Origin of the sequence: Exiguobacterium sp. s168 (genome assembly GCF_018619035.1) — a bacterium.
GTDB classification, from domain to species: Bacteria; Bacillota; Bacilli; order Exiguobacteriales; family Exiguobacteriaceae; genus Exiguobacterium_A; species Exiguobacterium_A acetylicum.
In genome coordinates, this window is the sequence record NZ_JACSNE010000007.1 from 13458 (window position 1) to 40310 (window position 26853).

The 26853-nt window shown below is 49.1% G+C and carries 25 protein-coding genes; 4 read left to right on the top strand and 21 right to left on the bottom strand.

Annotated features, from left to right (window positions below; all coding sequences use genetic code 11):
* The first annotated feature begins 59 nt into the window (after positions 1–59).
* Positions 60–2600 carry a HAMP domain-containing sensor histidine kinase gene (locus KNQ15_RS06160; RefSeq protein WP_047394553.1) on the top strand — a complete coding sequence of 847 codons (2541 nt, stop codon included), beginning with the start codon at positions 60–62 and terminating at the stop codon, positions 2598–2600.
* Between the two features lie 99 nt (positions 2601–2699).
* Positions 2700–3548, top strand: coding sequence for an NAD(P)-dependent oxidoreductase (locus KNQ15_RS06165; RefSeq protein ID WP_214728357.1), 849 nt, complete (start codon positions 2700–2702; stop codon positions 3546–3548).
* A gap of 52 nt (positions 3549–3600) precedes the next feature.
* Here the strand turns inward: KNQ15_RS06165 and KNQ15_RS06170 are convergent, their stop codons facing one another.
* Together KNQ15_RS06170 and KNQ15_RS06175 are read right to left on the bottom strand one after the other, a co-directional pair.
* Positions 3601–4383, bottom strand: a complete 783-nt coding sequence (locus KNQ15_RS06170; RefSeq protein WP_029342729.1) for a flagellar hook-basal body protein — start codon at positions 4381–4383, stop codon at positions 3601–3603.
* Positions 4384–4395: 12 nt separating this feature from the next.
* Positions 4396–5184, bottom strand: coding sequence for a flagellar hook-basal body protein (locus KNQ15_RS06175; protein ID WP_047394545.1), 789 nt, complete (start codon positions 5182–5184; stop codon positions 4396–4398).
* A 226-nt stretch (positions 5185–5410) separates the two neighbouring features.
* On the opposite strand from KNQ15_RS06175, the gene KNQ15_RS06180 reads away from it, so the two are divergent.
* Positions 5411–8269 carry a sensor domain-containing protein gene (locus KNQ15_RS06180; RefSeq protein WP_214728359.1) on the top strand — a complete coding sequence of 953 codons (2859 nt, stop codon included), beginning with the start codon at positions 5411–5413 and terminating at the stop codon, positions 8267–8269.
* 44 nt (positions 8270–8313) lie between these two features.
* Here the strand turns inward: KNQ15_RS06180 and KNQ15_RS06185 are convergent, their stop codons facing one another.
* Positions 8314–9513 carry a multidrug efflux MFS transporter gene (locus tag KNQ15_RS06185; RefSeq protein WP_047394542.1) on the bottom strand — a complete coding sequence of 400 codons (1200 nt, stop codon included), beginning with the start codon at positions 9511–9513 and terminating at the stop codon, positions 8314–8316.
* Between the two features lie 180 nt (positions 9514–9693).
* Between KNQ15_RS06185 and KNQ15_RS06190 the strand changes: the two genes are divergently transcribed.
* A complete protein-coding gene (locus tag KNQ15_RS06190) occupies positions 9694–10563 on the top strand; it encodes a hypothetical protein (protein ID WP_047394538.1) in 870 nt (289 codons plus the stop codon).
* A 268-nt stretch (positions 10564–10831) separates the two neighbouring features.
* On the opposite strand, the gene mreB is transcribed toward KNQ15_RS06190, so the two are convergent.
* The 18 genes from mreB to KNQ15_RS06280 form a co-directional block, all read right to left on the bottom strand.
* Positions 10832–11812, bottom strand: coding sequence for a rod shape-determining protein MreB (mreB, locus tag KNQ15_RS06195; RefSeq protein ID WP_029342734.1), 981 nt, complete (start codon positions 11810–11812; stop codon positions 10832–10834).
* A 217-nt stretch (positions 11813–12029) separates the two neighbouring features.
* The gene (murA, locus tag KNQ15_RS06200; protein ID WP_029342735.1) at positions 12030–13334 is read right to left on the bottom strand and encodes a UDP-N-acetylglucosamine 1-carboxyvinyltransferase; all 1305 of its coding nucleotides are present in this window, start codon (positions 13332–13334) and stop codon (positions 12030–12032) included.
* 251 nt (positions 13335–13585) lie between these two features.
* The gene (locus tag KNQ15_RS06205) at positions 13586–13819 is read right to left on the bottom strand and encodes a DUF1146 domain-containing protein (RefSeq protein WP_029342736.1); all 234 of its coding nucleotides are present in this window, start codon (positions 13817–13819) and stop codon (positions 13586–13588) included.
* 315 nt (positions 13820–14134) lie between these two features.
* Positions 14135–14548, bottom strand: coding sequence for a F0F1 ATP synthase subunit epsilon (locus KNQ15_RS06210; protein WP_029342737.1), 414 nt, complete (start codon positions 14546–14548; stop codon positions 14135–14137).
* A gap of 26 nt (positions 14549–14574) precedes the next feature.
* Complete coding sequence (gene atpD, locus KNQ15_RS06215) at positions 14575–15993, bottom strand: F0F1 ATP synthase subunit beta (RefSeq protein ID WP_029342738.1); 1419 nt, start codon at positions 15991–15993, stop codon at positions 14575–14577.
* Between the two features lie 36 nt (positions 15994–16029).
* A complete protein-coding gene (atpG, locus tag KNQ15_RS06220; RefSeq protein WP_047394533.1) occupies positions 16030–16881 on the bottom strand; it encodes an ATP synthase F1 subunit gamma in 852 nt (283 codons plus the stop codon).
* 42 nt (positions 16882–16923) lie between these two features.
* Positions 16924–18432 (bottom strand): F0F1 ATP synthase subunit alpha, encoded by a 1509-nt coding sequence (gene atpA / locus KNQ15_RS06225; protein ID WP_023469496.1) that lies wholly within the window; start codon positions 18430–18432, stop codon positions 16924–16926.
* Between the two features lie 19 nt (positions 18433–18451).
* The gene (locus KNQ15_RS06230) at positions 18452–18985 is read right to left on the bottom strand and encodes a F0F1 ATP synthase subunit delta (protein ID WP_029342740.1); all 534 of its coding nucleotides are present in this window, start codon (positions 18983–18985) and stop codon (positions 18452–18454) included.
* Entirely contained in the window at positions 18985–19518 is a 534-nt protein-coding gene (atpF, locus tag KNQ15_RS06235; protein WP_023469498.1) for a F0F1 ATP synthase subunit B, read from the bottom strand. Before atpF ends, KNQ15_RS06230 begins: the two co-directional genes overlap by 1 nt.
* Before the next feature lie 127 nt (positions 19519–19645).
* The gene (gene atpE / locus KNQ15_RS06240) at positions 19646–19858 is read right to left on the bottom strand and encodes a F0F1 ATP synthase subunit C (protein ID WP_023469499.1); all 213 of its coding nucleotides are present in this window, start codon (positions 19856–19858) and stop codon (positions 19646–19648) included.
* Between the two features lie 75 nt (positions 19859–19933).
* Positions 19934–20677 carry a F0F1 ATP synthase subunit A gene (atpB, locus tag KNQ15_RS06245; protein ID WP_023469500.1) on the bottom strand — a complete coding sequence of 248 codons (744 nt, stop codon included), beginning with the start codon at positions 20675–20677 and terminating at the stop codon, positions 19934–19936.
* A gap of 8 nt (positions 20678–20685) precedes the next feature.
* The gene (locus KNQ15_RS06250) at positions 20686–21072 is read right to left on the bottom strand and encodes an ATP synthase subunit I (protein WP_023469501.1); all 387 of its coding nucleotides are present in this window, start codon (positions 21070–21072) and stop codon (positions 20686–20688) included.
* Positions 21069–21287 (bottom strand): AtpZ/AtpI family protein, encoded by a 219-nt coding sequence (locus tag KNQ15_RS06255; RefSeq protein ID WP_023469502.1) that lies wholly within the window; start codon positions 21285–21287, stop codon positions 21069–21071. Before KNQ15_RS06255 ends, KNQ15_RS06250 begins: the two co-directional genes overlap by 4 nt.
* Positions 21288–22061: 774 nt before the next feature.
* Complete coding sequence (wecB, locus tag KNQ15_RS06260) at positions 22062–23195, bottom strand: non-hydrolyzing UDP-N-acetylglucosamine 2-epimerase (RefSeq protein ID WP_214728361.1); 1134 nt, start codon at positions 23193–23195, stop codon at positions 22062–22064.
* A gap of 125 nt (positions 23196–23320) precedes the next feature.
* Entirely contained in the window at positions 23321–23950 is a 630-nt protein-coding gene (gene upp / locus KNQ15_RS06265; protein WP_023469504.1) for a uracil phosphoribosyltransferase, read from the bottom strand.
* 72 nt (positions 23951–24022) lie between these two features.
* Complete coding sequence (locus KNQ15_RS06270) at positions 24023–24979, bottom strand: hypothetical protein (RefSeq protein WP_214728363.1); 957 nt, start codon at positions 24977–24979, stop codon at positions 24023–24025.
* A gap of 154 nt (positions 24980–25133) precedes the next feature.
* A complete protein-coding gene (locus KNQ15_RS06275; protein ID WP_214728365.1) occupies positions 25134–25802 on the bottom strand; it encodes an ABC transporter ATP-binding protein in 669 nt (222 codons plus the stop codon).
* Positions 25799–26827: an ABC transporter permease gene (locus tag KNQ15_RS06280; protein WP_214728367.1), complete on the bottom strand. Its 1029-nt coding sequence runs from the start codon at positions 26825–26827 to the stop codon at positions 25799–25801. Before KNQ15_RS06280 ends, KNQ15_RS06275 begins: the two co-directional genes overlap by 4 nt.
* Positions 26828–26853: the final 26 nt, after the last annotated feature.

Consider the following 26853-nt stretch of genomic DNA (forward strand, 5'->3'; position numbering starts at 1 on the left):
TATTCGATATTTAAGCAACCTTTTTTATACATGTAAAATAGAATACGGAGGAAATCCTAGTGAAATGGATCAATCACACAATCGGTCGCCAATTGATGTTCGCTTTTTATATGGTGTTCGTCGCCCTCAGCATCACGTCCGGAATTGTTTACTTCTATACGGAGCAGAAAATCGATCAAGCGAATGCGACGTTCGATGATTTGCGGGAACGGCGAACGAACGCCAATGCACTCGCGAACGAGTGGACTGTCGCGCAAAGTAACGTCAAATCCTACTTATTGACTGGCTCACAAGAAACACTTGATGCCATCAAGACAAATCAACAGGAAATCAACCGCTTGACGACATGGTTTGAAAAGTATGCGGTATATGAGCAAGGAAAAGAATATGCGACAGCGACGCGTCAAATCTATGACGATTACTTCGGAACATCGCTTCCACTCCTGAATGAATACGTTGAAGGAAAAAAAGACGGGAAAATCAATGAAGACTTCGTTGATCCGAATACGCTCGCTGCTCTCTCCAACGGGAAAGACCTGTTCACCGAAAATGGTACGTTACGTGGATCGGTCAGCTTATCAGATGCTGATGTCGACATGACACGGATTGATACGTTACTTTCGGATTATCTAACGTTGATTCAAGGCAAGGAAGTCGATGCAAAGAATGATCTTCTTGGCGAAATGCGTGTTGCCCAGTTCATCTGGCTGTCGAATCTCGTCGTCTTGATTCTCGTCCTCTTCTCGCTCGTTCGTCCGTTCATCAGCCGCGTCACGAAACAGGTCAATACACTGTCTCGCGATAGTGCACTCCTTGCGACGGGGGAAGATATTCAAGCAATTCCGTTGCCTAAACGCAAGGATGAGCTGCATACGTTGACGGCATCGTTCAATCAGATGGCAGCGTCGATTGCAGATAACAAGGTCCATATGCTGGCGAAGAACGAGGAGCTCCAAGCGCAACAGGAAGAACTCGTCGCCCAGCAAGAAGAACTGCAAGCACAGCAGGAAGAACTCGAAGAAGCACTCGATATCACGCTTCGTAGCGAACAACATCTGAAGTATCGCAATGAATTGACAGAGACACTCGCCTCCCGCGAGACATTGACGGCATATCCAGAAATCATCGAAAAGCTTGTCTCGATCACGCATTCTGAAATCGGTGCCCTATTGTTCCTTGATCAACAAGAAGTTCGCTCGACGATCGATTACGGAATGACAGAAGAGATGGTCGGCCGTCTTGTCTCTGACGATCAATCGCTCTTGCACCGGGCACGTCTTTTGAAGCGTCCCGTCCATTCATCGAAACAGGTCGCGCACGAGAGTCCGCTCCCGTATCCATACTATATGTATGAAGTCGCAGTGCCGGTGCTTGATCCGACGAAAGAGCACATGATTGCCTGTATCTATCTCGTCCGCTACCGTGATGCTTTCACGACGGAACAAATGAATGACATCCTGTCGTTCTCGCATCAATTGTCCCTCTCGCTCTTACGGATGGGCATTTATGAGGAAATGATCCGCGAGAAGAACAAGACGACGCAACTGTTGAACTCGATTCGCGAAGCTGTCGTCTATATCGAACATGAGACGGATGAGTTGCTCGTCAACGAACCCCTCATGACGTTATTCCCGGAAGTACCGACTCAGTTCGAAGACGAAGAACGCTCTGCTTTTGAGCAAGCGATGCAAGCATTAGCGGACATCATTGATGAACCGGCAGCGTTCGAGCGCTATATCGAACAAATCGTTGAACTGAACTTACCGAAAGACAGCTTAATCGTCTCGATCCGAAAGCACAGCACGTATATTCAGATTTACGCCGAGAAGATTGAAGTCGACGGCATGTGGGTCGGTACGATGCTCGTCCTGCGCGACGTGACGAAGGAAACGGAAGCCGAGCGGATGAAGGAAGAGTTCGTCTCAACCGTCTCCCATGAATTGCGGACACCGCTCTCTTCCATCTATGGCTTCACGGAACTGATGCTCAACAAACGGTTCGAGGAAGAACGGCAACGGAAGTATCTCCAGACGATTCACTCGGAGACTGGTCGCCTGACGACGCTCGTCAATGATTTCCTCGACGTCCAGCGGATGGAGTCGAGTGAGCACCGCTATGAGATGTCGACATTCGATGTCGTCGAACTAGCCCAGGACTTGATCGAGTTTTATGATGTCTCGCATGAAACGCATAAGATTGACTTTGAGGCACGGGGACCGATCATGATTGACGGTGATGCGGAAAAGATGAAGCAATTGCTGAACAATCTGCTCAGTAATGCCGTCAAGTACTCGCCAAGTGGGGGTACAGTCTTGATACGAATTTCAAACGAACTCGGTTTCGCCCAGATCCGGATCCAGGATGAAGGCATCGGCATTCCGCAAGAGGCCCTTCCGAAACTATTCGATAAGTTCTATCGTGTCGATAACTCCGAGACACGAAAAATCGGCGGAACCGGTCTTGGTCTGTCGATCTGTAAGGAAATCGTCAAACACCATAACGGGACGATTGATGTCGAATCCGTCGTTGGTGTCGGATCGACCTTTACGATTCGTTTCCCGATCGCTGTCATCTCGACGATCCTTACGTATGAAGATTAATCATTCGACCGTTCACATCAGTGGATGGTCTTTTTTGTCGTTAGATCGGATAAGACGCGGGGTATAGTCAAAAGCGCATTATTTTAAGGAGGAATCAACATGCAACTTGGATGGATTGGTTTAGGACATATGGGTGTACCGATGGCAAAACGTCTACTCGACGGTGGTCATGACTTGGTCGTCTACAACCGGACGTATGAAAAAACAGCTCCTTTAGTAGAGAAAGGCGCAACGGCTGTCGAAGAGGCACGAGATGCGGTCCGTCAGAGCGACATTCTTTTCATCATGTTAGCTGACGGACCGGCTGTTGCGTCCGTTCTCGAAAATGTGAAAGAGGATCTCGATGGTAAGACAATCGTCAATTTGAGCACAATCTCACCAGAAGAAACGAAGGAGATGGCTCGTCTCGTCGAAGAGCATAACGGTACGTATCTCGAATCTCCTGTATCAGGTTCTGTTCCAGTCGCAGAAAACGGTCAGCTCGTCCTGCTTGCTGGTGGTGACGTGAAAGTCATCGCGACTTGTCAGCCGTATCTCGACTTACTCGGCAAGGAAACGATTCATTTTGGAGCGCACGGTACGGGAAGTGCGGCGAAACTCGCCATTAATTTGTTGCTTACTGTCGTCGGTCAGGGGGTTGCGGAGACATTACTCCTTGGAGAAGGTGCAGGACTTGAAAAAGAGAAGTTGATTAAGATGATCAGTGCTTCCGGCATGAATACGCCGCTCTTCACCGGCAAACGCGACATGTACCGGAAGAATGACTTCCCTTCTGCCTTCCCACTCCGGCTGATGGCGAAAGATCTCGGGCTTATCACGGCAGAAGCCACACGCCAACGGCTTGAGCTCCCCCTTGCCCAAGCGACGAACGCTAGCTACACTGAAGCGAAACCTGATTATGGTGATGCTGATATGGCAGCAATTTATCTTGCCTTACAGGAAAAATAACGAAAAGGGTGATGCCTCTCGATTTGAGAAGCACCACCCTTTTGATTTGCAATTATTTAAGAGACGTAACGATTCCCATCATCTGATCACTCGTCATCAAGGCTTTCGAGTTGAACTGATACGCCCGCTGGAGCTGCGTCAAGTTCGTCATCTCAAGCGCCATATCGACGTTTGATGTCTCAAGTCGGCCGACCGTCAATGGATTGCCCGCTGCATTCTGGTATTGTCCGGTTGCTGTAAACAAACCACCACCGACTTCCGTCAACTCACCGTAGTTTGGAATGTCCGCGACACCTACTCGAGCGAGGACACGTCGATCTCCGTTTAGGATTCCCGTGATATTGCCATCCTTGTTCAGTTCAATCTCCGTCGCGTTCGCTGGCAAAACGATTGGATCATTCGCCTGGTTGATGACGGAGCGTCCGGCATCATCCGTCAGCAGGACTTGTCCGTTCGCTTGTGGCGACAACTGAAAGTTCCCGTCTCGCGTGAACTTCGTCACGCCATCCGTATCGACGACACCGAAGAAATGATGTGGATTCCCAAGTGCAGCATCGAGTTTTCGGTCTGTCGTCCGGAACGTTCCGACGCCAAAGCGTGTCGCTTCGTTTGCGACGTAGCCTCCGACACCGAGTCGAAGTCCTTCTGGTGTCGTCAACGGACCTGGCGTAAAACCTGTCGCTTGGTTGTTGATGTTACGGACGAGCAGTTCATTAAACTGAGCATCCCGACGTTTATAGCCGTTCGTATCGACGTTAGCTAAGTTTTGACCGGTCGTATCGAGCTGCTTTTGCAACTGTCCCATCGTACTTGCGGATGTATAGATTGATTGCATCGTATCCTCCTATTAGCGAACGCGTCCGATTTCGGAAACAGCCTTCTCCGCTGTCCGATCGTACGCTTGAATGACTTTTTGATTGGCTTCGAACTGGCGCAGACCGGCATTCATCTCTGCCATCGTCTGTTCCACTTCAACGTTTCCGAGTTCGAGTACACCTTGATCGACTCGGACGTTTCCGGCGTTCAACGGATTAGCGGAACGGAACAAACCGTTTCCTGTCCGCTCAAGCGTCTCCGGTTGATCAGTTACGACAAGACCTAGGTTACCGATCGCCTGACCGTTTCCGTCTGTGACGGCACCATTCGCGTCAACGAGGAAATCTTCATTGACGACGTTAAGTGGTTGTCCGTTCGTATCGAGGACGAGATCATTCTCCGTTGTCCGGAGTAATCCATCCTGTCCGACGGCGAACTGTCCGTTCGTCGTATAAAGCGTCTCTTCCTCTCCCGTCAACGGATCCTGATGACGAATCGTAAAGAGCGGTGCCCCTTCAAGCGAACTGATTTGCAAGTCCGTTGCATTGCCCGTCTCCGTGATCGAACCTTGCGTGAAGTTCGGTGTCGCTGCCTGCATGAAGACACCGGTCGCGAGTTTTCCGACCGTCGCGACTCCCCGCACACCTGTCCGTTCATTGTTTGCTGTCTGCTGGATCAGCATCTCCGGAAACGTCCGGAGTGACGCCTGATCAGCGCGGAAGCCCGGCGTCCGCGCATTCGCCAAGTTATTGCTGAGCATTTCCTGTTGGCGTTGTAATGCCTGCATCGCATTCGACGCCGTGTACATTCCTCGTAGCATGCGTTCATCTCCTCATTGACTTCATGTTCAATTCTTTCCTCTCAGTATATCGGTCGACTTGACGTGAATTATGAGTTTTTTTGAACAAAAAGGTAATATACGTAAGAGATGAATCGAAAGGCCTACCAAAATTACATTATCCTCTTTTTTAAGGGTTTATATATTCAAAATTTACAAATATTGCTATACTAAAACTAACAAATTCAAGATGCCTGAGGTGAATCCTATGAGCTTCTTTAAAAAACGAGTCACTGAACGAACTGTCCCTGGGTCTTTGGATTTATACACACTGTCAGACGTCACATATTTTTTAGAGAACCATCCGGATGCCGTCTATACGATGGATACGAAGGGTCACTTCATTTCCTTCAACAATAAATTTCCGCTCCTGCTTGGATACGATCGGGATAGTCTTCAAAAGCTTCATTTCGAGACATTTTTGAAAGCGAATGAAGTCGAGACGGTCAACCAATTCAAGAAGCGGGTCTATGCTGGTGAAACCGTCCATTTCACGACGACGGTTCGACATAAAGATGGTCATTGGCTGACCTTGAACGTCACGAACATCCCGATTTACGATCAACGCGTCATCATCGGTCTCTACGGGATTGCCCGTGATGTGTCACACCATCAAGAACTCCGAACCGATTATCAGCGTCTCTTGATGAAAGACCGATTGACGAACTCGATCGAGGGCGTCAGTTTCGTTGAATACTTCCCGACGTCAAAAGAAGTCGCCACGTCCCCTTCTCTCGCCACACTATTACAACTCTCCAAAAAACATTTAGTGAAGATGGATGCCTACGACTTTCTTGAAGAAATCCACCCAGAAGATCGAACGATTTTTCGCGAACAAAGTCTTGCACTTCATAAAGGCCAAATTCCGACCTTCGCGATGCAATTACGAATGGGACGTAGAAGTCGTTTCCAAAAGATCGTCCACTGTGAAGGTGTCGTTCAGACGGATACGATTCCCAGTTCGATTCTCTTCATCCTCAAGGATGCGACACCTCTCATCCAACTTGAACAAGAACGGGATCTGGCGATCGCATCCCTCAAGAAGTTTTTCACGTCACTGCATACGACGGCGTACGAACACCGTTATAGTGATGATTCCGTGACCTTCCATGCTGCCGGTTTTCTCGAACCATACACTGATTACCTTCGGCGGATCGAACAAGATCATCAACTGTGGACGAAACTCGTCTCAGCAGAAGACCTCGTCATCATGAAAGACGCGTATCCAAAAATTCGCCAAGGTGAAGTCGTTCGACTCGTTTACCGTCTAAACTATCCCGATCGCCAATTCTGGGTCGAAGAGACGTGTATCCCAATCATCGATGCGAATGGCGATGTCCTCGGACACTACGGTGTCTCGACCGACATCACACGACTCAAGGAGCAGCAACATGAGATTTGGCACCTATCGATGCATGATCCGATCACTGATTTACCAAATCATGCTTTCACGTTAGAACAAGTTCGTGAGTTGTTGACGCATCGTTCACCGTTCACTTTATTGACGGTCACTTTCAATCAACATAGTGTTCTGACCGAACGATTTGGTCACGAAATCGGGGAAGAGTGGATTCGACAGACGAGCAACGCCGTGAAAAAGCTTATCAAAAAAGAGGTATTCATCGGTCATCTATTCGGTGATAAATTCCTTATCATCTTAAAAGGTAAGATTGACGAAACACGAGCAATCGAGCTTGCCAATCAATTGCTCGAGCTGACCCATCACCGGTTCGACGTCTTATCCTACGAATTGTTTTCGAAGGTCTTCATCGGCATCACCTATTCCGTCCATCATGATCATACAGCGGAAGAACTGATCAAACAGACATACACGGCACTCCGACGTGCGAAGTCGATCTCTAAGAGTAACTTCCAGTTCTATTCATCAAAACTCGACATCACGACGTACCGTCGTTATCAACTCGAACGCGATTTGCGACATGTCATCAGTCAGAACCAGCTGTTCCTTGAGTATCAACCGAAAGTCGATAGTTGGAGCGGACGTATCGTTGGTGCGGAAGCATTGATTCGATGGGATCACCCGGAATGGGGACGACTTGCGCCAAAGGACTTCCTGTCGCTTTCGGAAGAGAGTGACCTCTATATCCACATCGGGGACTGGGTACTCGATCAAGCCTGTCGATTGATTCGTGATCTGCTCGATGAACAACCGGAACATGTCGTTCCGCTCTCGATCAACTTATCACCGAAACGATTGTTTTACGGCGATTTCGCGAATATCGTCGAACGACACTTAAAGAAACACGGTGTGCCCGGTCACCTCTTAGAAATCGAACTCCTTGAATCAGATGTTCTACTCGAAGGCGGACAAGTCCTTGAGACACTCAATCGTCTCGTTGATCTCGGTGTCAAACTCTCACTCGATGATTTCGGAACGGCTTACTCTTCGATTTCCTATGTCCAGCGTTATCCGGTGCATTGTTTGAAGATTGATCGATCGTTTGCGATTCATGCCGAACATGATCCAAAGAGCCTCTCTGTCATTAAAAGTGTCATCTACATGGCGAAAGAATTCGGTTTGACCGTCGTCGCGGAAGGCATCGAGAACATGCAACAGTTGAATCTGTATCGCGATTTAGAATGCGACATGATTCAAGGCTATCTTTTCAGTAAACCGGTCGATATCGAGACGTTCAAGCAGTTGCTTGCAAACGGCACCCTCTATCCAAAAGATACGGGCACCGCTCCACCGAAGGAGCCGATTTTAAGCCTTCATGCGAAGGTGACGATTTCGAAGCTGAACGGACAGCCAATCCAAGTCGGATCGTCTCCGATCTTAATCAATCGTTGTACGAATCGGACGATCTCTTTCTATTCCTCGATTCGTCTACCGGTAAAGCATAAACTGGAGCTCTCTCTGCAACTGCATCACCTGACACATCCTGATATCTTTATTGAACCGACGTCGATTTCAGAACTCGATAACGGTCTCTTCTACTACGTCGCTGACTTCCAAGTTCGCGCCTTGTCTCTCATCGTCCAAGAACAGTTAAATCATTCCCATCATTCCCGCGTCGATGACTTCTTCGAACAATCGACTGTATGAAAAAAGCTTCCATCCCCTTAATCAAACGGGAATGGAAGCTTTCCTTAGTTATTCGGATTTTTGTTCAAGACAGCAGTCTGCGTCCGCTCAAGCACGGCATTCGTGATGACGATCAAGCCGGTGAAGAGGAACAACGCTTCAAAACCGAAGTGACCAGCAATTTGTCCACCTGCCAGTGGTCCGAGGAAGTTCCCCATGAACTGTGCAGACTGGTTATATCCGAAGATACGACCTGACGCATTCGCTGGCGTATTCTTCCGGAGCAATGTCTGTACCGACGGCATCAGTGCTGCTGTCGCAAAACCAATTCCCATCCGTAAGACGATCAATTGACTTGTATCCGTAACGAATGCTTGCGGAATCAAGAAGGCCGCAAAGACGAGTAACGCAAAGAATAAGACGCGTTCTGCACCAATCTTATCTGACAGACGACCGAGTCGTTGCGCTGCGATTAAGGCCGCGATACCAGGTGCCGAAGCGACAATCCCGGATAATAGTGCCAGACGTTCTGTACCAGGACTGAGTTCCCGAACGTACAGCGACAGGATCGGACTAATCGATTGTGCCGCGAACTGAATCAGGAACGTCGTCAAGAACAGACTTAAGATAAGTTCCGGATGACGAAGCGATTGGATGATTTCCTTCGCGGACGCCATTTTTTTGACTTCCATTGGGACGAATTCTTCTTTGACTAAGAAGTAGGTCACGAGGAAGGTAATGAAGAGCGGAACGCTCGTAAAGAGAAAAACGGGTCGAAGCCCAACAACGTCGGCGAGGAATCCTCCAATGAGAGGTCCTAGCAATCCACCGGCAATCCCACCGGTCGACAGGGTGCCGAGCGCCCAGCCACTTTTCTCTTTTGGGGTTTGGGAAGCAACGAGTGTAATCCCGGCTGAGATGAATCCGGATACGGCTCCCATGACAAGACGTAAGAAGACGAGTTGATAGACGTCTTGAACAAAACTAATCAAGAACATGACGATCGACATACCAAGACTTGCTCGGAGCAACATCAGCTTCCGTCCTTTTCGATCGGCGAGACGTCCCCAGATTGGTGAGACGATCGCAGCGACGAGGAAGGTTGCACCAAAGGCGATACCGGACCAGGTCGTAATATCTTGTCGGCTGTCGACACCGAGTTCTTCAATGAATAAAGGCAAAAACGGTAATACGAGACTGAGGGCGGCGGCGGTCAAAAAACTACCGAACCAGACGACGACTAAATTTCTTTTCCACAATGGCATTGTGGCATCACTTCCTTTTAATTGACAATTCGTTTCAATGCAACAACTTTTAATATACACTTCACATTGTGAAATGTCTAGGATTTGAACTGTCAAAGTGTAGAACGGGACCTTTGATGCATATAAGTTAGTGCACTACGACCGATAGTAAGGTAATCCACACGAAGGAGTGAAATTGAAATGAAACGCTTTTTGATTGGCGTAGTCTGTCTATCGTTGCTTCAATTCGGACTACCACTCAAGAGTTCAGCTGCCGTTTCCGTCACTCGTCACACGGTCATCTGGTCCATCCCAGAGGCCAAATCCATTTCAACGAAGATCAATCAGCTGGCAAACAGACAGATGAAACGTGTCTATCTGCATGTCGCTGTCGAGGGTGACCGTACTCTCTACCGAACATTCGTTGAAAAAGCGCATGCTGTCGGAATCGAAGTCTATTTTTTATTCGGACAGCCACGCTGGATCACAAACGAAGGAACGACAGCTCGACCGAACGTCGAGGATCCACTCGCCTGGATCTCGACCTATCAACAGGAAACGATCAGTCATCCGGATGGCATCAGCGTCGATCTCGAACCGTATGCCTTACCTGAGTGGGAGACGGACCAGCCACGTGTCATCGCCTCCTATGAACGCATCTTACTCGCCTTCCGCGAGAAAGCGTCTGCTGAAGGATTACCACTGCAACTGTTCCTCCCGTTCTGGTTCCATACCGTACAGGATGCGAACAGTCGCCCTCTCAGCGAATGGGCAATGGATCTTGCTGACGAAGTCACGTTGATGAGTTACCGGACCGTCTATGGTGGTGGTAACGGACTTGGCGCCATCACGATGACCGATGCACTCTATGCCGCAAGCAACAATCATACTTTATCGTATGCGATCGAGTTCACCGAACTCCCAGAGACGCCGGATATCACGTTTTACGGTAAGACACGAACGCAGTTGAATCAGCTCGTCAATCAGACGATGGCCAGTTCGCTGCCGCCAAGTGCGATCGTCTATCATGATTTTGAATCCTACCAAGCGTTCATGCGTAGTACGCAGTGAGAACATAAAGATTTGAAACGAAGGCACAGGAAAAAAGACTTGCTATCATTGATCCGACTCCTCCAGGAAAAAGCGCAAATTTTTGCGCTGTCAGAGACAAACAAGACCCGGGTTCACTGTTATACGAACAGTGAAGACTGGCTTGTGTCTCGCCTGAGGAAAGCGGGTCAAATGGAGCAAGTCTTTCTTTTCTTCCACATCGTCCCAAAATGAAAAGTGGTCCTTCCCATTACTGAGAAGAACCATCTTTTAATTCATCTCGATGTTCTTACTTTCCGAGGTTATCGAGCATGATTCCTGTACCGCGTGCGACACATAACATCGGATCTTCTGCGATCAGAACCGGTAGACCAAGTTCTTTTGCAAGCAGTTGATCGATTCCGTCCAGCAACGCGCCCCCACCCGTTAGGATGATACCACGATCGATGATGTCCGCTGCAAGCTCCGGTGGTGTCTTCTCGAGTACACGCTTCGTTGCCTCGACGATCTCCATCGCTGCTTCCGCAAGCGCATCGTGCATCTCTTCTGATGTCACCGTGATGTTGTGTGGTAAACCCGTCACGAGATTTCGTCCGCGAATATCCATCTGTTCGCTCCGTCCGTCTTCTGAAACAGTAGCAACCGTCGTCTTGACGGCTTGTGCCGTCCGTTCTCCGATGATGAGCTTATGTGTATCCTTGATCGAACGGATGATGTCGTGGTCGAAACGATCTCCTGCGACTTTGATCGTCTCCCCGCATACGATATCACCCATTGAAAGTACGGCAACATCCGTCGTTCCGCCACCGATATCAATGACCATGTGCCCTGCTGGCATCCAAATGTCCATACCGGCACCGACTGCTGCGACCTTCGGCTCGACTTCGAGGAAGACCGTCTTTGCGCCTGATTTTTCACCGGCTTGACGAATTGCCTTCGCTTCAACCGTCGTGATGCTTGCTGGTGTACAGATCAACATCCGGACTCCACCGAACATCTTACGGACTTCAATCTTATCGATGAAATGGCGAAGCATTGCTTCCGTCATTTCAAAATCAGCAATGACACCGTCTTGAAGTGGTCGAATGGCCACGATGTTCCCCGGCGTCCGCCCTACCATCAAGTGTGCTTCCGTACCTACCGCATGAATCTTACCTGTTGCCTTATCGATCGCGACGACCGATGGCTCATCGAGGACGATGCCTCTACCTTTGACATGAATGACGACGTTCGCCGTCCCTAAGTCGATTCCGATATCTCTTGAAAACATCTCGTGTGCTCTCCTTTACCCACTGGCTATTCTTCCAAAATATAGAACGTCGTTTGGACGTCTAACCCATTTATGTATACATACCTTTCAATTCTAGCATATGCCCCCTCGTGAAACGACTTTCTTTTTCCGCTTTTCGGATTTCATTGTCGTCCTTTTCAAAAGACGACAAAAAGAGCACCATCCCGCAAATGGGATGATGCTCTTATATAAGTGCTTAAAGTTTTGTTGCAGCTGTTTCTTCAACGACTGCTACTTCTTCAGTCACACGTTCTACGTCTGCACCAAGTGCTTGTAACTTCAAGTGGAAGTCGACGTATCCACGGTCGATGTGGTGAAGTGCACCGACGCGTGTTTCACCTTCAGCGATCAACCCTGCTGTGACGAGTGCTGCCCCTGAACGAAGGTCTGTTGAAAGAACTTCTGCGCCTTGTAATTGTACGCCACCGTTGATGATCGATGAACGACCTTCAATCTTGATGTCAGCGTTCATACGACGGAATTCTTCAACGTGCATGAAACGGTTCTCGAAGACTGTTTCCGTGATGACCGATGTGCCGCCTGCTTTGAGGACGAGTGCCATCATTTGTGCTTGAACGTCTGTCGGGAAACCAGGGTGTGGCATCGTCTTGACGTCAACTGCTTCAAGTTTTGCTGGACCGACGACACGGAGACCTTCTTCCGTATCCGTGATCTTAACGCCCATCTCTTCCATCTTCGAGATGAGTGGACGAAGGTGTTCGCGCTCAGCGCCGATGACTTCGACATCACCTTCAGTGATCGCTGCTGCGATCATGAACGTACCTGCTTCGATCCGGTCCGGGATGACGTAGTGTGTTGCACCGTGTAATTTCTCGACGCCTTCGATGCGGATCGTTTCTGTACCTGCACCGCGGACTTTTGCGCCCATTGCGTTCAAGAAGTTAGCAAGGTCAACGATTTCTGGTTCTTTTGCGACGTTCTCGATGACTGTCGTTCCTTCTGCGAGTGTCGCAGCCATCATGATGTTCTCTGTCGCACCGACTGATGGGAAGTCAAGATAGATTTTTGCACCTTGGAGACGACCGTCGACTTGTGCCTCAACGAATCCGTTTCCGATGATCGTTTTTGCGCCCATTGCTTCGAATCCTTTCAAGTGAAGGTCGATTGGACGTGAACCGATCGCACAACCACCTGGCATTGCAACACGTGCGCGACCGAGGCGTGCGAGTAATGGACCCATGACGAGAATCGAAGCCCGCATTTTACGAACGTACTCAAGTGGTGCCTCATCTTTGAGGTCCGGCTCAGCATTGACCGTCACCGTGTTTGCTTCTGCATCGAACTCGACTTCTGCGTTCAAGTTGCGTAAGACGTTATTGATTGTATAGACGTCTGCTAGACGTGGTACGTTTTGAAGAACCGATTGTCCCTCCGATGCAAGCAATGTCGCGACAAGTGTTTTTAAGACCGCGTTCTTTGCACCTTCTACTTTGACTGTTCCAGCTAATTTACGTCCGCCACGGACAACGATTTTTTCCATTCTCCCTACTCCTCTGCTTCGTTTCTGTTCTAGTATGTTCAATTCGTGATTGGTGAGGATCATAGTTGGAATTCAACGAATGTTAGAAAAGAAACTTCCCTATAGTTGATCTCTTACTCCAAAGCCAATACGACGTTTCGATTGTAATGTTAGATGATTGCTAAATGACTGTGTTCCTTCATTGAAAGAGCAGTGTCCTGTTCCATGTTAAAACAAATTACCATTTCAGGGTTTACAATGCAGTTACAAGTTCACCCGATTAAAAACTGAAGACGTTGTGCAAAGCCGGCATAATCCAGTAAAAAGCGCGCTACGATGGATCCAAGTGCAATTGCTAGAATCGTTCGCAAGGCTACCGCATGCGGTCCTTTAGGATGTTGCAGGATTTTCTCCCATTTGACTGGTAACAAGGACCACCAGGCGAGTAAAATCGCCACGATGTAGACCAGCATACTAACTAACGCACTCACACCAATAGATGTCACTTTCGTTGCACCTCTTCTTCATAGTTTCTTCAACTCTACTATGATTTCATAAAATGAATGATTGCGCAAACAAAAAAGAACACGCTGAATTAATTTTAGCGTATAAAATATATTTATTGAAGATAAATTTGGTCTTCTACTGAAAAAAGGTTGAAGAATTCGTGAAGACGAGGCATATAGTGTACTTTTACATTTTTGCAGTATTTTAAACCTGTATCCTTCATCGTGTTGCGAAAACGGTTGCCATACGAAAAATCATTGACGTTTCATACAAAAAAACCCCGGCTCCGCGAACGGAACCGGGGTTTCATCAAATCAATCGCGACCGTAGTCTTTCAAGCTGAGACGGTTAACTGCTCGTTTCAGTGAAAGTTCAGCACGCTTGAATTCGAGTTCTGATAATTTCGTGTCCTGGAGACGACGTTCTGCACGAACCTTCGCAGCTGCAGCCCGGTCGTAGTCGACCTTGTCTGCTTGCTCCGCAGTTTCCGCAAGAACCGTTACAGTATCCTGGCGCACTTCCATAAAGCCACCGCTGATAGCGATCAACGTGCGTCCGCCATCTTCGTGGCGCAACTTCAAGATGCTGATGTCGAGTGGTGTTACGAGTGGGACGTGGTGCGGGAGAACCCCGATCTCACCAGAAATCGTCTTCGCAACGACCATACGGACATCGCCATCATACACTTCGCCATCCGGGGTGACGATATTGACATGAAGTGTGTTCATCTCAAGTCCCCCTTATGCTTTGTCACTTAGACAAGCGCCTTCGCTTTTTCAATCGCATCTTCGATCGGACCGACGAGACGGAATGCTTCTTCCGTTAAGTCATCGTGTTTACCTTCGAGGATTTCTTTGAAGCCGCGGATCGTGTCCTTAACTGGGACGTACGATCCTTTTTGTCCTGTGAACTGCTCAGCTACGTGGAAGTTCTGCGACAAGAAGAACTGGATACGACGCGCACGGTGTACAGTCAATTTGTCGTCTTCTGACAACTCGTCCATACCGAGGATCGCGATGATATCTTGAAGTTCTTTATAACGCTGAAGTGTTTCCTGAACTTGACGTGCAACACCGTAGTGCTCTTCGCCGACGATTTCCGGTGAAAGGGCACGTGATGTCGAAGCAAGTGGATCCACGGCAGGATAGATCCCCATCTCAGAGAGACGGCGCTCAAGGTTCGTCGTTGCATCTAAGTGAGCAAACGTCGTCGCAGGAGCCGGGTCAGTATAGTCATCGGCTGGTACATAAACCGCTTGGATCGATGTAACCGAACCTTTGTTTGTTGATGTGATTCGCTCTTGAAGCATACCCATCTCTGTTGCGAGTGTTGGCTGGTAACCAACGGCAGATGGCATACGACCGAGAAGGGCCGATACCTCAGAACCTGCTTGTGTATAACGGAAGATGTTATCAACGAAGAGAAGAACGTCTTGTCCTTGCTCATCACGGAAGTATTCTGCCATCGTCAAACCAGTCAAGGCAACACGAAGACGTGCACCCGGTGGTTCGTTCATCTGACCGAAGACCATCGCTGTTTGTTTGATAACGCCTGAATCCGTCATCTCGTGGAACAAGTCATTTCCTTCACGCGTCCGCTCACCAACACCTGCGAATACCGAGATACCGCTGTGCTCTTGCGCGATGTTGTTGATCAATTCCTGGATGAGGACGGTCTTACCTACACCGGCACCACCGAAGAGACCGATCTTACCACCCTTGATGTAAGGAGCGAGCAAGTCGACGACTTTAATTCCAGTCTCGAGGATTTCAACTTTCGTTGAAAGGTTATCGAAAGTCGGTGCTTTTTTGTGGATCGGAAGACGTTCCACGTCAGCAGCGATTTCTTTTTCATCAATTGGGTTACCGAGTACGTTGAAGACGCGACCAAGTGTCGCTTCTCCGACGGGTACCGAGATTGGAGCATTCGTATCGATTACTTCAATTCCACGGCGTACTCCATCCGTTGAGTCCATCGCAATGGTACGGACGACGTCGTCACCAAGGTGCAGGGCGACCTCAAGCGTCAAGTCGATAGCCACTTCTTCTACAGTTTGCGGCGTATATTGAATACGGAGCGCGTTGTAGATGTTCGGTAAGTGTCCTTCGAACTTAACGTCGATGACAGGTCCCATGACCGCGACGACGCGGCCTTTTAAACCGAGTTCGTTCATCGTGTTTCCTCCTACCTATCGTTACGCCAGTCGGGATTACTGCTGCGCAGCAGCCCCACTGACGATCTCTGTGATTTCTTGCGTGATTGCAGCTTGTCGAGCTCGGTTGTAGACGAGAGTCAATCGACCGATCAAGTCATCTGCGTTATCTGTCGCACTTTGCATTGCTGTCATACGTGACGCATGTTCTGCTACTTTCGCGTCAAGAAGCGCACCGAAGATCAAGCTCTCCGCATAACGCGGGAGGAGTTCAGCAAGGATTTGTTCCTCGCTTGGCTCGTACTCATAAGTCGTCGAAGACGAAGCTTCGATTTCTCCGAGTGGGAGAAGCGTTTCGACTTTCACTTCCTGGCTGATGACAGATAAGAAGTGGTTGTAGCACAGCTTGAGCTCGTCGATTTCGCCGAGCGTGAACGCACTCACTGTGCGCTTCACGATTTCAGCGACGTCGACATACGAAGGAGAATCGTTCAAGCCTGTGATCGCATCCGTGACCGTAATTCCGCGTGAACGGAAGAACTGGACACCGACTTTACCGACCACGAAGAGAACGTAACTGTCCGCAGTATGCTTTTCTTTGATTTCCCGGTAGACTTCACGCAGCACGTTGGCGTTATATGCACCAGCTAAGCCGCGATCCGATGTGATGACGATATAGCCCGTCTTTTTGACGGGACGTTTCTCGAGCATCGGATGGCTCGCACCTGTCGTGCCATTCGCAATGGTTCCGAGTACCTCTTGCATTTTCAGCATGTAAGGTTGGAACTTCGCGCTATGTGCTTGAGCGCGGTTCAGTTTCGACGCCGAAACCATGTTCATCGCTTTCGTGATCTGTTTCGTACTTTTCGTCGAGTTGATCCGCGTTTGTATCTCGCGCAACGATGCCATTTCGATTCACCACCTTGTTAGTATCAAGAGCGTTCCGCCGGATTAAACCGTCGCTTGGAACGTTTTCTTAAATTCTGAGATTGCTGCTACGATCTCTTCGTCTGCTGGAAGGTTACCTGTCTTACGGATCTCATCGCAAAGTTGTTTGCGGTTTTGATCAAGCCAGAGGTTGAGTTCCTTTTCAAAACGACGGATATCCGTTACAGCAACATCATCAAGGTGACCACGAGTCAAGGCATAGATGATGATGACTTGCTTATCGACAGTAAGTGGTTGGTTCAAGTCTTGTTTCAAGACTTCAACTGTCCGCTCACCACGGTTAAGCTTCGACTGAGTCGCTTTATCAAGGTCAGATCCGAACTGTGCGAATGCTTCAAGCTCACGGTAAGATGCGAGGTCAAGACGGAGCGTACCCGCTACCTTCTTCATCGCTTTTACTTGAGCCGAACCACCTACACGCGATACCGAGAGACCCGGGTTGATCGCGGGACGGACACCTGAGAAGAAGAGATCCGATTGAAGGAAGATTTGACCATCCGTGATCGAGATAACGTTCGTCGGGATGTAAGCTGAGATATCCGACGCTTGTGTTTCGATGAACGGAAGGGCAGTCAAGCTACCTGCGCCAAGCTCGTCGTTCAACTTCGCCGCACGCTCAAGAAGGCGTGAGTGGAGGTAGAAGACATCCCCTGGGTAAGCTTCGCGGCCTGGTGGGCGTTTCAAGAGAAGTGAAAGCTCACGGTAAGCAGCTGCTTGTTTTGAAAGATCATCATAGATGACAAGAACGTGTTTGCCTTGGTCCATGAAGTGTTCACCCATCGCGACACCTGCGAATGGTGCGAGGTAAAGAAGTGGAGCTGGCTGTGAAGCCGCTGCCGAAACGACGATCGTGTAATCGAGGGCACCGTTTTTACGGAGCGTCTCGACGACGCCACGGACTGTTGATTCTTTTTGTCCGATTGCGACGTAGATACAGATCATGTTTTCTTCTTTTTGGTTGATGATCGTATCGATCGCGATCGACGTTTTACCCGTCTGACGGTCACCGATGATCAACTCACGCTGTCCACGACCGATTGGAACGAGGGCATCGATCGCCTTGATTCCTGTCTGAAGTGGTTCGTGTACCGATTTACGCGCCATGACGCCAGACGCCTTACGCTCGATCGGGTTGTAGTGTTCTGTTTCGATTGGACCAAGACCATCGATTGGCATACCGAGTGGGTTGACGACACGTCCGAGGAGTGCGTCTCCTGTTGGTACTTCCATGATGCGGCCCGTACGGCGAACAGAGTCGCCTTCTTTGATTTCAAGGTAGTCACCGAGGATGATGATACCGACGTTGCCTTCTTCTAAGTTTTGCGCCAAGCCCATTGTGCCGTTAGCGAATTCTACGAGCTCTCCCGACATGACGTTGTCGAGTCCGTGTGCACGAGCGATACCATCACCGATTTGGATGACCGTACCTGTCTCGTTCACTTCCATCGTAGAACCGTACTGCGCGATACGCGCTTTAAGCAGGGCGCTGATTTCTTCAGCTCTAATGCTCATGCGTTTCACCCCTATTTTCTTACGCTTTTAACAGCTCACGCTCAAGGCGCGTTAGTTTAGTTTCGATCGTTCCGTCATATGTCGTGTAACCGATTTGGACGCGAAGTCCTCCGATGACGCGCGTGTCGACGACGTTCTCGACTTCAAGCGTTTTACCTGATTTTTGGCCAAACGTCTCTTTCACTTTCGTGAGTTCCTCGTCCGACAATTTGTATGCACTCGTGACGATTGCCGTCGCGACATTGCGGTGTTCATTCAACAATGCAATGAAGTGTTCCGGTAATGTAACGATCTCTGCCGCCCGGTCGTTTTCGACCATGACAAGCAATGTGTTCAAGACGATCGTGTTGAAGCCAGTGAAGCTTGTTTGAAGAACTTGCTTGAGCTCTTCAGCAGAAATCGATGGGTTATCTAAAACCGAAGCGAGCTCTGGTGTTGCGTGGAGCACTTCGCCGAGCGTCCGCACATCAGCTTCTGCTTGCTCGAGCACATGGTGCTCAAGCGCAAGATCGAAGAGCGCTTTTGCGTAGCGTCCCGCTACGTGATCACGCATTAGTTCGTGCCCTTAGTATCAGCAAGGAATTGATCGACGAGTGCTTTTTGAGCGGCTTCGTCTGTCGCAAGCTGTGTTTTCATGACGTGGCGTGCTGCAGCGATTGCTTGAAGAGCGACATCGTTCTTCAAAGCAGCTTGTGCTTCAGCGCGTTCACGTTCGATCGCACGGCGAGCTTCTTCCTTACTCATTTCGGATTCAAGACGTGCCTGCTCCATCGCACGTGCTTGCTCTGCTTCTGCCTGACGGCGTGATGCTTCTAAAAGATCGCGTGCTTCCGTACGCGCCTTGTTTAATTCTTCGCGTTGTTGTTCTACGTAGACTTCAGCGTCTTTACGGCTCTTTTCAGCCGAGTTGATCTCGCTAGCCACATGCTCTTCCCGCGCTTTCATCATGTTGACGAGCGGGCCCCATGCGAATTTCTTCAAGAGGATGAGGAGCAAGAGGAAAACGACGATCGTGACGATCATGTTGGCTAGTAAGAGTTGGTTGCCTTCGCCGCCAGCCTCTGCCGCAAGATACGTTAGATTCATTCGATTACACTCCCCTCGTGGTTGGTTCAACTTCAATATCTACATAAGGGAGCCTAAGCTCCCGTGACGGTTCACTCAAACGTTGAACGAATAGCGCCCTATGTAGTCCGTTCTCGTTAATCGTGGATTAAGAGTTGAGAAGAAGGAAACCGACCGCTACACCGATGATTGGAAGTGCCTCGACGAGACCGATACCGATGAACATTGTTTGACGAAGTTCGTTTTTGAGTTCTGGCTGACGTGCTTGACCTAATACTGTACCGTTTACGATAAGACCGTTACCGATACCTGCGCCGAGTGCGCCGAGTCCGATGATGATCGCTGTTGCAATAAGATTCATGATAAATTGCCTCCCTAGAGTATGTTCATTGATTTGTCGTGCTGTTATCGGAAAAGCGGATGCTTTACCTTCGAATTAATGGTCGTGCGCTGCCTTATGTCCGATGTAAACCATCGTCAAGATAAGGAAGATATACGCTTGGATACCACCGATGAAGAGTGAGAATCCTTGCCAGATCAACATCGGGATACCCGAGATGATCGCGCCGACTGGTCCGAGGAATTGGAAATCGTTCGTACCAGAGACGATACCGATCGAAAGAATAATTCCGATCATGATTTCACCAGCGAAGATGTTTCCGTAAAGACGAAGACCGAGCGTCAACGTGTTTGCAAACTCCTCGATGATGGTAATGATAAACATCGGTGTCATGAATGTTTTCGCATAAGCACCGAAGCCTCGCATTTTCACACCGTAGTAATGACTTAAGACTACTACGAGAGATGAAAGTGCCAGTGTCACGTAAGGATCTGCAGTTGGTGAGTTGAACCAAATGTAGTGTCCCGTCACGACGTTGAATGGGAGACCCATGATGTTGGACACAAGGATGAACAGGAATAATGTCATTCCGAACGTAAGGAAGCGACCCCCTGTTTTCCAGTCCATCGTGCTGCTGATGATTCCGCGAACGAATTCAAGGAACATCTCCATCACGTTTTGAGCACCGGTTGGCTTCATCACAAGACGTCGCGTACCGGCCACGGCAATCAAGAAGACGAGAGCAGCAGCAATCAATACTGTGATCAAGTTCGTCCAGCTACCGTACAGAACGAAGTCACCCCAGAGTGGGATTTCGTAAAGTGGCATTTCGTGGTTCATTTGACTATTCACCTCTTTTCCCGCTTGAGTTCGTGAGTCAAGAACTCACAAAATTGTATGACGTGGCCGGCGAGAAGGCCTATTACCACCGCAGTTAATGACAATTCAGTTTGATATTTCAAACCGATCATCACACAAAGTACCGCGACCGCCATGCGTGAAACGGTCCCTCGAGACACTGGCTTACGCCCGGTCTCAATTACACGATACATACGATCGACGCTGAGTCGTTGAAGCGTCAAGATCAGAAAGCTGCCAGTTCCACCAAGTGCTAGTCCATAAATGACCGGGTCACTCGGGCGTCCGATGAGCAGCAGGACAGCCAGGATTCCATAAAAGAGTCCAAACCATCGTAAGTACGCACGATACAACGCATCTTGAAGGATGATGTTCATGTCTTCTCCCCTAACAAGTGCCTGATCATGGCGATCATGCAAAGAATGCCGATGAAAATCCCGATGAACACGGCGAACGTCGCACCCATTTTTTCCCACCATTGTTGTTGTTCCCCATAGTTCCCAACCAAAAAGCCAATGACGATCGGTGCAGCCAGTGCCGTCGAAATTTGCGAGGCCATGACCATACTCTTCGCGAGCCCACTTTGGCGCACTAGAGACGACCCCCTTTTTTCCCAATTGTGAGTTCTTTTTCTTTCCCACAATTTGCGGATTTTCATACTAGTCAAGAATACAATGAAGCAGCTTTCATAGTCAAATGAATTCACAATAAAAACAGGGCCGAAAAACCTATACATATCAACGATTGATAAGGTTTTCACAGATGTCTTACATGCAAGTCATTTCACGAAGATGTGAAGAAAATATGTAGTACTATCAACGGTTAAAGAGATTGTTCATATGGTGAACAAAACCGTTGAATAGTAACGTTATATCGTGCCCGTTAAAGCGAAACAAGCCCTCTAAAATTGATTTGTGTCGATTTTGTGAAAAAAACATTTTTTGTTCACAATTGAAAACGCTTCCGAATCGGGACATAAAAACAGCTCTGACATCTGTTTGTAACAATACATTTCAGCGATTTCCATTTTTTTAATCGTGCGCTATGTCACAGCTTGAATCGTCATCGCTTCCCTTCCAGTTTCAAGGTCATTTGGTTTTACATTTTCTAAACAAATGGGCTGATTTTAGTGGAAATGGTAAGATTTAAAGATATTATCCTCCTAAATCAACTATTGCGATTACACGAAATTCAAGACATAACAAAGAATCGCTCACATCACGCGACTCCTACAGGAAAAAGCACGAGTTTTCGTGCTGTCAGAGACAAGTGAGATCCGACTCCTCGTCTAAAGACGAAGGAGGCGCGGCTCACGTCTCGCCTGAGGAAAGCAAGTGAATGCAAGCGATTCGAGGATGATCGTTTTTTATTGCATGAGTAACGGTGCCGGTGCTTCTCCTTGACCGAAGTGATGCAGAATTGCTTGGACGATGCGTTCGGACGCGTGACCGTCTCCATACGGGTTTGAAGCATGCGCCATCTCCTGATAAAGTGTTTTGTTCGTCAAGAGTTCTGTTGCCATCTGATAGATCGTCTCTTCTTCCGTTCCGGCAAGCTTCAACGTTCCGGCAGTAATCCCTTCCGGACGTTCCGTCGTATCGCGTAAGACAAGAACAGGAACACCGAGTGATGGTGCTTCTTCTTGTACGCCACCCGAGTCAGTTAAGATCAAATGGGCACGGCTCGCGAAGTTATGGAAATCGAAGACGTCGAGTGGAGCAATCAACGAAATCCGATCATGCCCTTCAAAAACCTTCTTCGCTGCTTCTTGAACGACTGGATTGAGGTGGACCGGATAGACGACGTGCGTCTCCGGGAACGCATCGACGAGGCGACGAATCGCCCGGAACATTTGGTGCATTTTCTCGCCTTGGTTCTCACGACGGTGCGCTGTCATCAAGATCAACTTCCGGTCCCCGACCGTCTCGAGCATCGGGTGGACGTAATCCGATTGGATGGTCGTTTGCAGGGCATCGATCGCCGTGTTTCCTGTGACGTAGACACCAGCGTGACGATTTTCGGATGCGAGATTCGCTGCCGCTTGCGCTGTCGGAGCGAAATGTAAGTCCGCGAGCGTCGACGTCAACTGACGATTGACCTCTTCCGGGAACGGAGAGTACTTATTATTGGTCCGCAGTCCCGCCTCGACGTGACCGACCGCGATCTGATTGTAATAAGCAGCAAGGCTTCCAACGAACGTCGTCGTCGTGTCCCCATGGACGAGGACGAGATCCGGTTTGATGTCCTTCATGATGGCATCAAGTCCTTCAAGACCACGCGTCGTAATGTCGACGAGTGTTTGACGTTGCTTCATGATATTCAAATCATGATCCGGTTCGATCTCAAACAGATCGAGCACTTGATCGAGCATCTCCCGGTGCTGGGCAGTGATCGTAACATGAACATCAAAAGCAGGGTGTTGCTTTAGGGCGTTGACGAGCGGTGCCATCTTGATGGCTTCCGGTCGTGTCCCGAAAATCGGCATGACTGTAATCGGCATGGTGACTTCCTCCTTTTTTCCTTTTTTCATTAAAGCATATTTCAGCAATCTTGCGCAGTTTACGAAATAGCAACGAAAAGACCGCAGATCATCGTCTGCGGTCTTTTCGTATATCTTGCTGTTTTTTACTTCGTTCCGAAGAGACGGTCTCCTGCATCACCAAGTCCTGGGACGATGTATCCGTGGTCGTTCAACTTCTCGTCGAGTGCCGCGAGATAGATGTCGACGTCTGGGTGTTCTTCTTGAACGCGTTTAACGCCTTCAGGTGCTGCACAGAGACATGCGAGCTTGATGCTCTTCGCTCCTTGTTTCTTTAAGGAGGAGATGGCGTCTGCCGCCGAACCACCTGTCGCAAGCATCGGGTCAACGACGACGAAATCACGTTCTGCGACGTCTGTTGGGAGCTTGAGGTAGTATTCCGTTGGCTCGAGTGTCTCCGGATCACGGTACAAACCGATGTGACCGACTTTGACGTTCGGCATCATGCGGAGCATGCCGTCGACCATACCGAGACCGGCACGGAGAATCGGGACGATCCCGAGTTTCTTGCCTTCGATCATCTTCTGCGTCGTCTTCGTGACCGGTGTCTCGATCGCGACATCTGTGAGTGGAAGGTCACGTGTGATTTCATATGCCATCAATGAAGCCACCTCGTCGACAAGTTCCCGGAATTGTTTCGTTCCTGTTTCGACTTTACGCATGATCGTCATCTTGTGCTGAATCAATGGGTGATCAAATACATGTACTTTACTCATTGTTTGCATCTCCTCTCCATTCTCTTTTCGCATTGTACTCTATAAGCGTACTGCTTGGGAACTGTTTTTTCGTCAATTCCCGAGCGTACTCTTACCCGACAGAATCGCTTTTGCCGCATAAGACCATTCATTTTCCGGTTGTTTCGCGAGTTCTTGTAAGGTCGCTCGATAGTCGCCTTTTTTATATTTTTGTTCATAAACGGCTTGCATCCAGAGGACATCACTTATGTAACCGGACTTCGGAAAATCTTCCCGATAGGCGATGTAATCTGCTTGTGTCGTGTTCTTCAACTTTCCGGCCGCAATCAACTTATAAAAGCGTGCCATGCCTGCCGTCTCTTTGTTCGTCAAGACGGATCCGTTCAAGACACTGTCTGCTCGTTTGTAGTCCTTCGCCTGAACGGCAGCGACCCCTTGCTCGAGCGATTCTTTCGCAGACACTTTCGGCTTCTGCGTTTCCGTTTTTGTTTCCTTCTTCTCTGGCTTGATCGCTTTCGCTCTCTCTTGCTCACTTGCCAACTGTTCGTTTTTTTCTTTTAACTGTTCGACTTCTGTTTGCAGCGCTGCGAGTTGTTGCTCGACCTCTGTCTGTTTCGTCGCGACCGGTGTCGCCGGTTCATCGTCCAACTGTGTCCAGATCAGACCGAGACAAACGACAGCTACAGCTCCACCGAGCCACCACGGGTTTAGTTTTCCGAGTTGCTTCCAATTTTTCAGTTGTGGATGATTCTGAACGGTCATAGGAAACGATGCTAGCCGTTTCTGAACAAGACGTTTCCCGCCTGCTTTCCCTGCGATCGCTAGGCGGTAACGATAAACCTCTGCCGGCATCGGTAACGTCTTCCACTGTTCAAACCGAGCATCCGCTTGTTCATAAAATCCGGCCTGTTGCATGATGACGATTGCTTTGAAATCTTCGAGCATCCGTTGATATTCCCGGCGCTCGTGGCTTTTATGTGTAAACCATTCCGTTAGTCGTTCAGTCTGAATGGCTTGTAATTCGCTTTGAATCAAGGTTGTTAAATTCACATTTATTTCCACCCTTATCTTTTTTTACTACGGTTAAGTATAACAAAGATAACGCTTCCGCAAATGGTCCGTTTCCCCTATCTTCTTGATGAATCAGCAAAAAACCCTTTTGTTTTCACATGCACTGAGGCACGAAAACAAAAGGGTAACTCGTTCAACTATGAGAATAGGACCGGGATGCTGTCGCTTCCGTAATCCGTCCGTCTTCGATTCGCCAAATCCGGTCACAGACATCTAGCATCCGTTCGTCATGCGTGATGACGATGACGGTCTTGTTCGCATCATGCGCTTGCTGTTGCAATAACTCCATCACCCGGCGTCCATTTGGGTAATCGAGACTCGCCGTCGGTTCATCCGCGAGTACAAGTCGTGGGTCATTGACGAAAGCCCGGGCAATTGCGACACGTTGACGTTCCCCACCCGATAAGGCGTGCGGCAAATGGTCTTTCCGGTGCTCGAGTCCGAACACAGCGAGTGCCGCCGTCGCGTCAACCGATCGACCGGCTTCCTTCGCGACTAGCTCCAGTTGCTCACCTGCCGTCAAAAACGGCACGAGATGCGATTCTTGAAAGATGAATCCGACTTCTTCGAGACGTAAGCGACGGCGTTCTTCGTCCACTGCTTCACTGACACACGTATGATCAAAGTAGACGGCACCATGCGTTGGTGTCTGTAACAATCCAAGCAGCTGGAGCAGTGTACTTTTCCCACTACCGCTCGGTCCGACGAGAGCAATCAACTCGCCCGCTTCTGCTTGTAAGTTGATGTCATACAGTACCGTCATCTCACCATAACTTTGCTCAATCTGTTCTAATCGAATCATCCGTTCATTCCTCCCATCGCATCTGCCGCTTCGAGTTTCTTGACCATCCGTAAGGGAACGAGCGCACCGAGGATCGCCGTTACGAGTAGAATGCCGCCGTACATCAGACTCGTCGACCATTCAAATCGGAAGGGAAGATCCGTCGGCAGGAAACGACTCGTTAGATAGGTGATGGCGACGCTGACACCAAAGGCAAGACTCGTCAGTATGACGACTTGAACGAGCAGACTCGCACCCATCGTCCGTGTCCGGATACCGATTGCCTTTAAGACACCAAGCTGTTTCATCTTCTGCATCGTCAAAATATAGAAGAAGGCTGTCAGGATCAATGCTCCGATGACGACGAGCGCGACCCGCATCATCTGAAAGGAGTTTTGCTCCGCTGCATAGCCTGGTACGTTCTCAACGACTGCTTGTTTTGAGAAGACCGCTTGATCCGTTTGCAACGACTGACCGATATACGCTGAGACGTATGATGCCCCCATCTTCGATTGCCATGCTTGCCACGATTCATCCGTCATCCAGAGAACGGGTGCATGACTATAACGACCGTCCGTCACTGTACCGGCAATCTGGAACGTCTCCTTCGTTCGAAAATCCGTGATCGTATCGCCGACGCGCGTTCCGCGTTGCTCCGCATACGCAGCATCAACAAGTACCTCCCCTTTTTGCAACGATTGCAGCTGTTTGGGACCATATTTCGTAGTCTGTGATAACGCAAAGACCGTTACGTCGTCCTTCGTTTTATTCTTCTTCTCAAGCACCATGTTCTGGACACCGAGTGCTTCCGCGCCCTTTGGTGTCTCATCCGCCTGTAAGAATGAACGGGTCAGCTGCCCTTCTGCATCTTTACTTAGCGCAAACTGTTCGACCGGCAGATTACGGACGGCTGCCCCATTGTCATAAGCTAGTCCGTCCGCAAGACCGGTGATCATCAAGATCAATAAGACGATCAACATCGTCACAATCGTCATCCAACTGAATCGCCCTTTCATCCGGACGAGTTCTTTCCATCCTAGTTTCATTGTGTGTTCCCTCCTGTATGTTCGCT

What these genes read in the sequence shown, in the direction of transcription:
- wecB (WP_214728361.1), bottom strand. Translation starts at nt 23,195, where the DNA reads ATGCCGATTACAGTCATGCCGATTTTCGGGACACGACCGGAAGCCATC.
- atpE (WP_023469499.1), bottom strand. Translation starts at nt 19,858, where the DNA reads ATGAATCTTATTGCAACAGCGATCATCATCGGACTCGGCGCACTCGGC.
- KNQ15_RS06230 (WP_029342740.1), bottom strand. Translation starts at nt 18,985, where the DNA reads ATGCGTGATCACGTAGCGGGACGCTACGCAAAAGCGCTCTTCGATCTT.
- atpD (WP_029342738.1), bottom strand. Translation starts at nt 15,993, where the DNA reads ATGAACGAACTCGGTTTAAAAGGCCGCGTCGTCGCGGTCATGGGACCT.
- mreB (WP_029342734.1), bottom strand. Translation starts at nt 11,812, where the DNA reads ATGTTTTCAAGAGATATCGGAATCGACTTAGGGACGGCGAACGTCGTC.
- atpG (WP_047394533.1), bottom strand. Translation starts at nt 16,881, where the DNA reads ATGGCATCGTTGCGCGAGATACAAACGCGGATCAACTCGACGAAAAGT.
- upp (WP_023469504.1), bottom strand. Translation starts at nt 23,950, where the DNA reads ATGAGTAAAGTACATGTATTTGATCACCCATTGATTCAGCACAAGATG.
- KNQ15_RS06180 (WP_214728359.1), top strand. Translation starts at nt 5,411, where the DNA reads ATGAGCTTCTTTAAAAAACGAGTCACTGAACGAACTGTCCCTGGGTCT.
- KNQ15_RS06170 (WP_029342729.1), bottom strand. Translation starts at nt 4,383, where the DNA reads ATGCAATCAATCTATACATCCGCAAGTACGATGGGACAGTTGCAAAAG.
- KNQ15_RS06165 (WP_214728357.1), top strand. Translation starts at nt 2,700, where the DNA reads ATGCAACTTGGATGGATTGGTTTAGGACATATGGGTGTACCGATGGCA.
- KNQ15_RS06190 (WP_047394538.1), top strand. Translation starts at nt 9,694, where the DNA reads ATGAAACGCTTTTTGATTGGCGTAGTCTGTCTATCGTTGCTTCAATTC.
- KNQ15_RS06185 (WP_047394542.1), bottom strand. Translation starts at nt 9,513, where the DNA reads ATGCCATTGTGGAAAAGAAATTTAGTCGTCGTCTGGTTCGGTAGTTTT.
- KNQ15_RS06275 (WP_214728365.1), bottom strand. Translation starts at nt 25,802, where the DNA reads ATGATTCGATTAGAACAGATTGAGCAAAGTTATGGTGAGATGACGGTA.
- murA (WP_029342735.1), bottom strand. Translation starts at nt 13,334, where the DNA reads ATGGAAAAAATCGTTGTCCGTGGCGGACGTAAATTAGCTGGAACAGTC.
- KNQ15_RS06280 (WP_214728367.1), bottom strand. Translation starts at nt 26,827, where the DNA reads ATGAAACTAGGATGGAAAGAACTCGTCCGGATGAAAGGGCGATTCAGT.
- KNQ15_RS06175 (WP_047394545.1), bottom strand. Translation starts at nt 5,184, where the DNA reads ATGCTACGAGGAATGTACACGGCGTCGAATGCGATGCAGGCATTACAA.
- atpF (WP_023469498.1), bottom strand. Translation starts at nt 19,518, where the DNA reads ATGAATCTAACGTATCTTGCGGCAGAGGCTGGCGGCGAAGGCAACCAA.
- KNQ15_RS06210 (WP_029342737.1), bottom strand. Translation starts at nt 14,548, where the DNA reads ATGAACACACTTCATGTCAATATCGTCACCCCGGATGGCGAAGTGTAT.
- atpB (WP_023469500.1), bottom strand. Translation starts at nt 20,677, where the DNA reads ATGAACCACGAAATGCCACTTTACGAAATCCCACTCTGGGGTGACTTC.
- KNQ15_RS06250 (WP_023469501.1), bottom strand. Translation starts at nt 21,072, where the DNA reads ATGAACATCATCCTTCAAGATGCGTTGTATCGTGCGTACTTACGATGG.
- atpA (WP_023469496.1), bottom strand. Translation starts at nt 18,432, where the DNA reads ATGAGCATTAGAGCTGAAGAAATCAGCGCCCTGCTTAAAGCGCGTATC.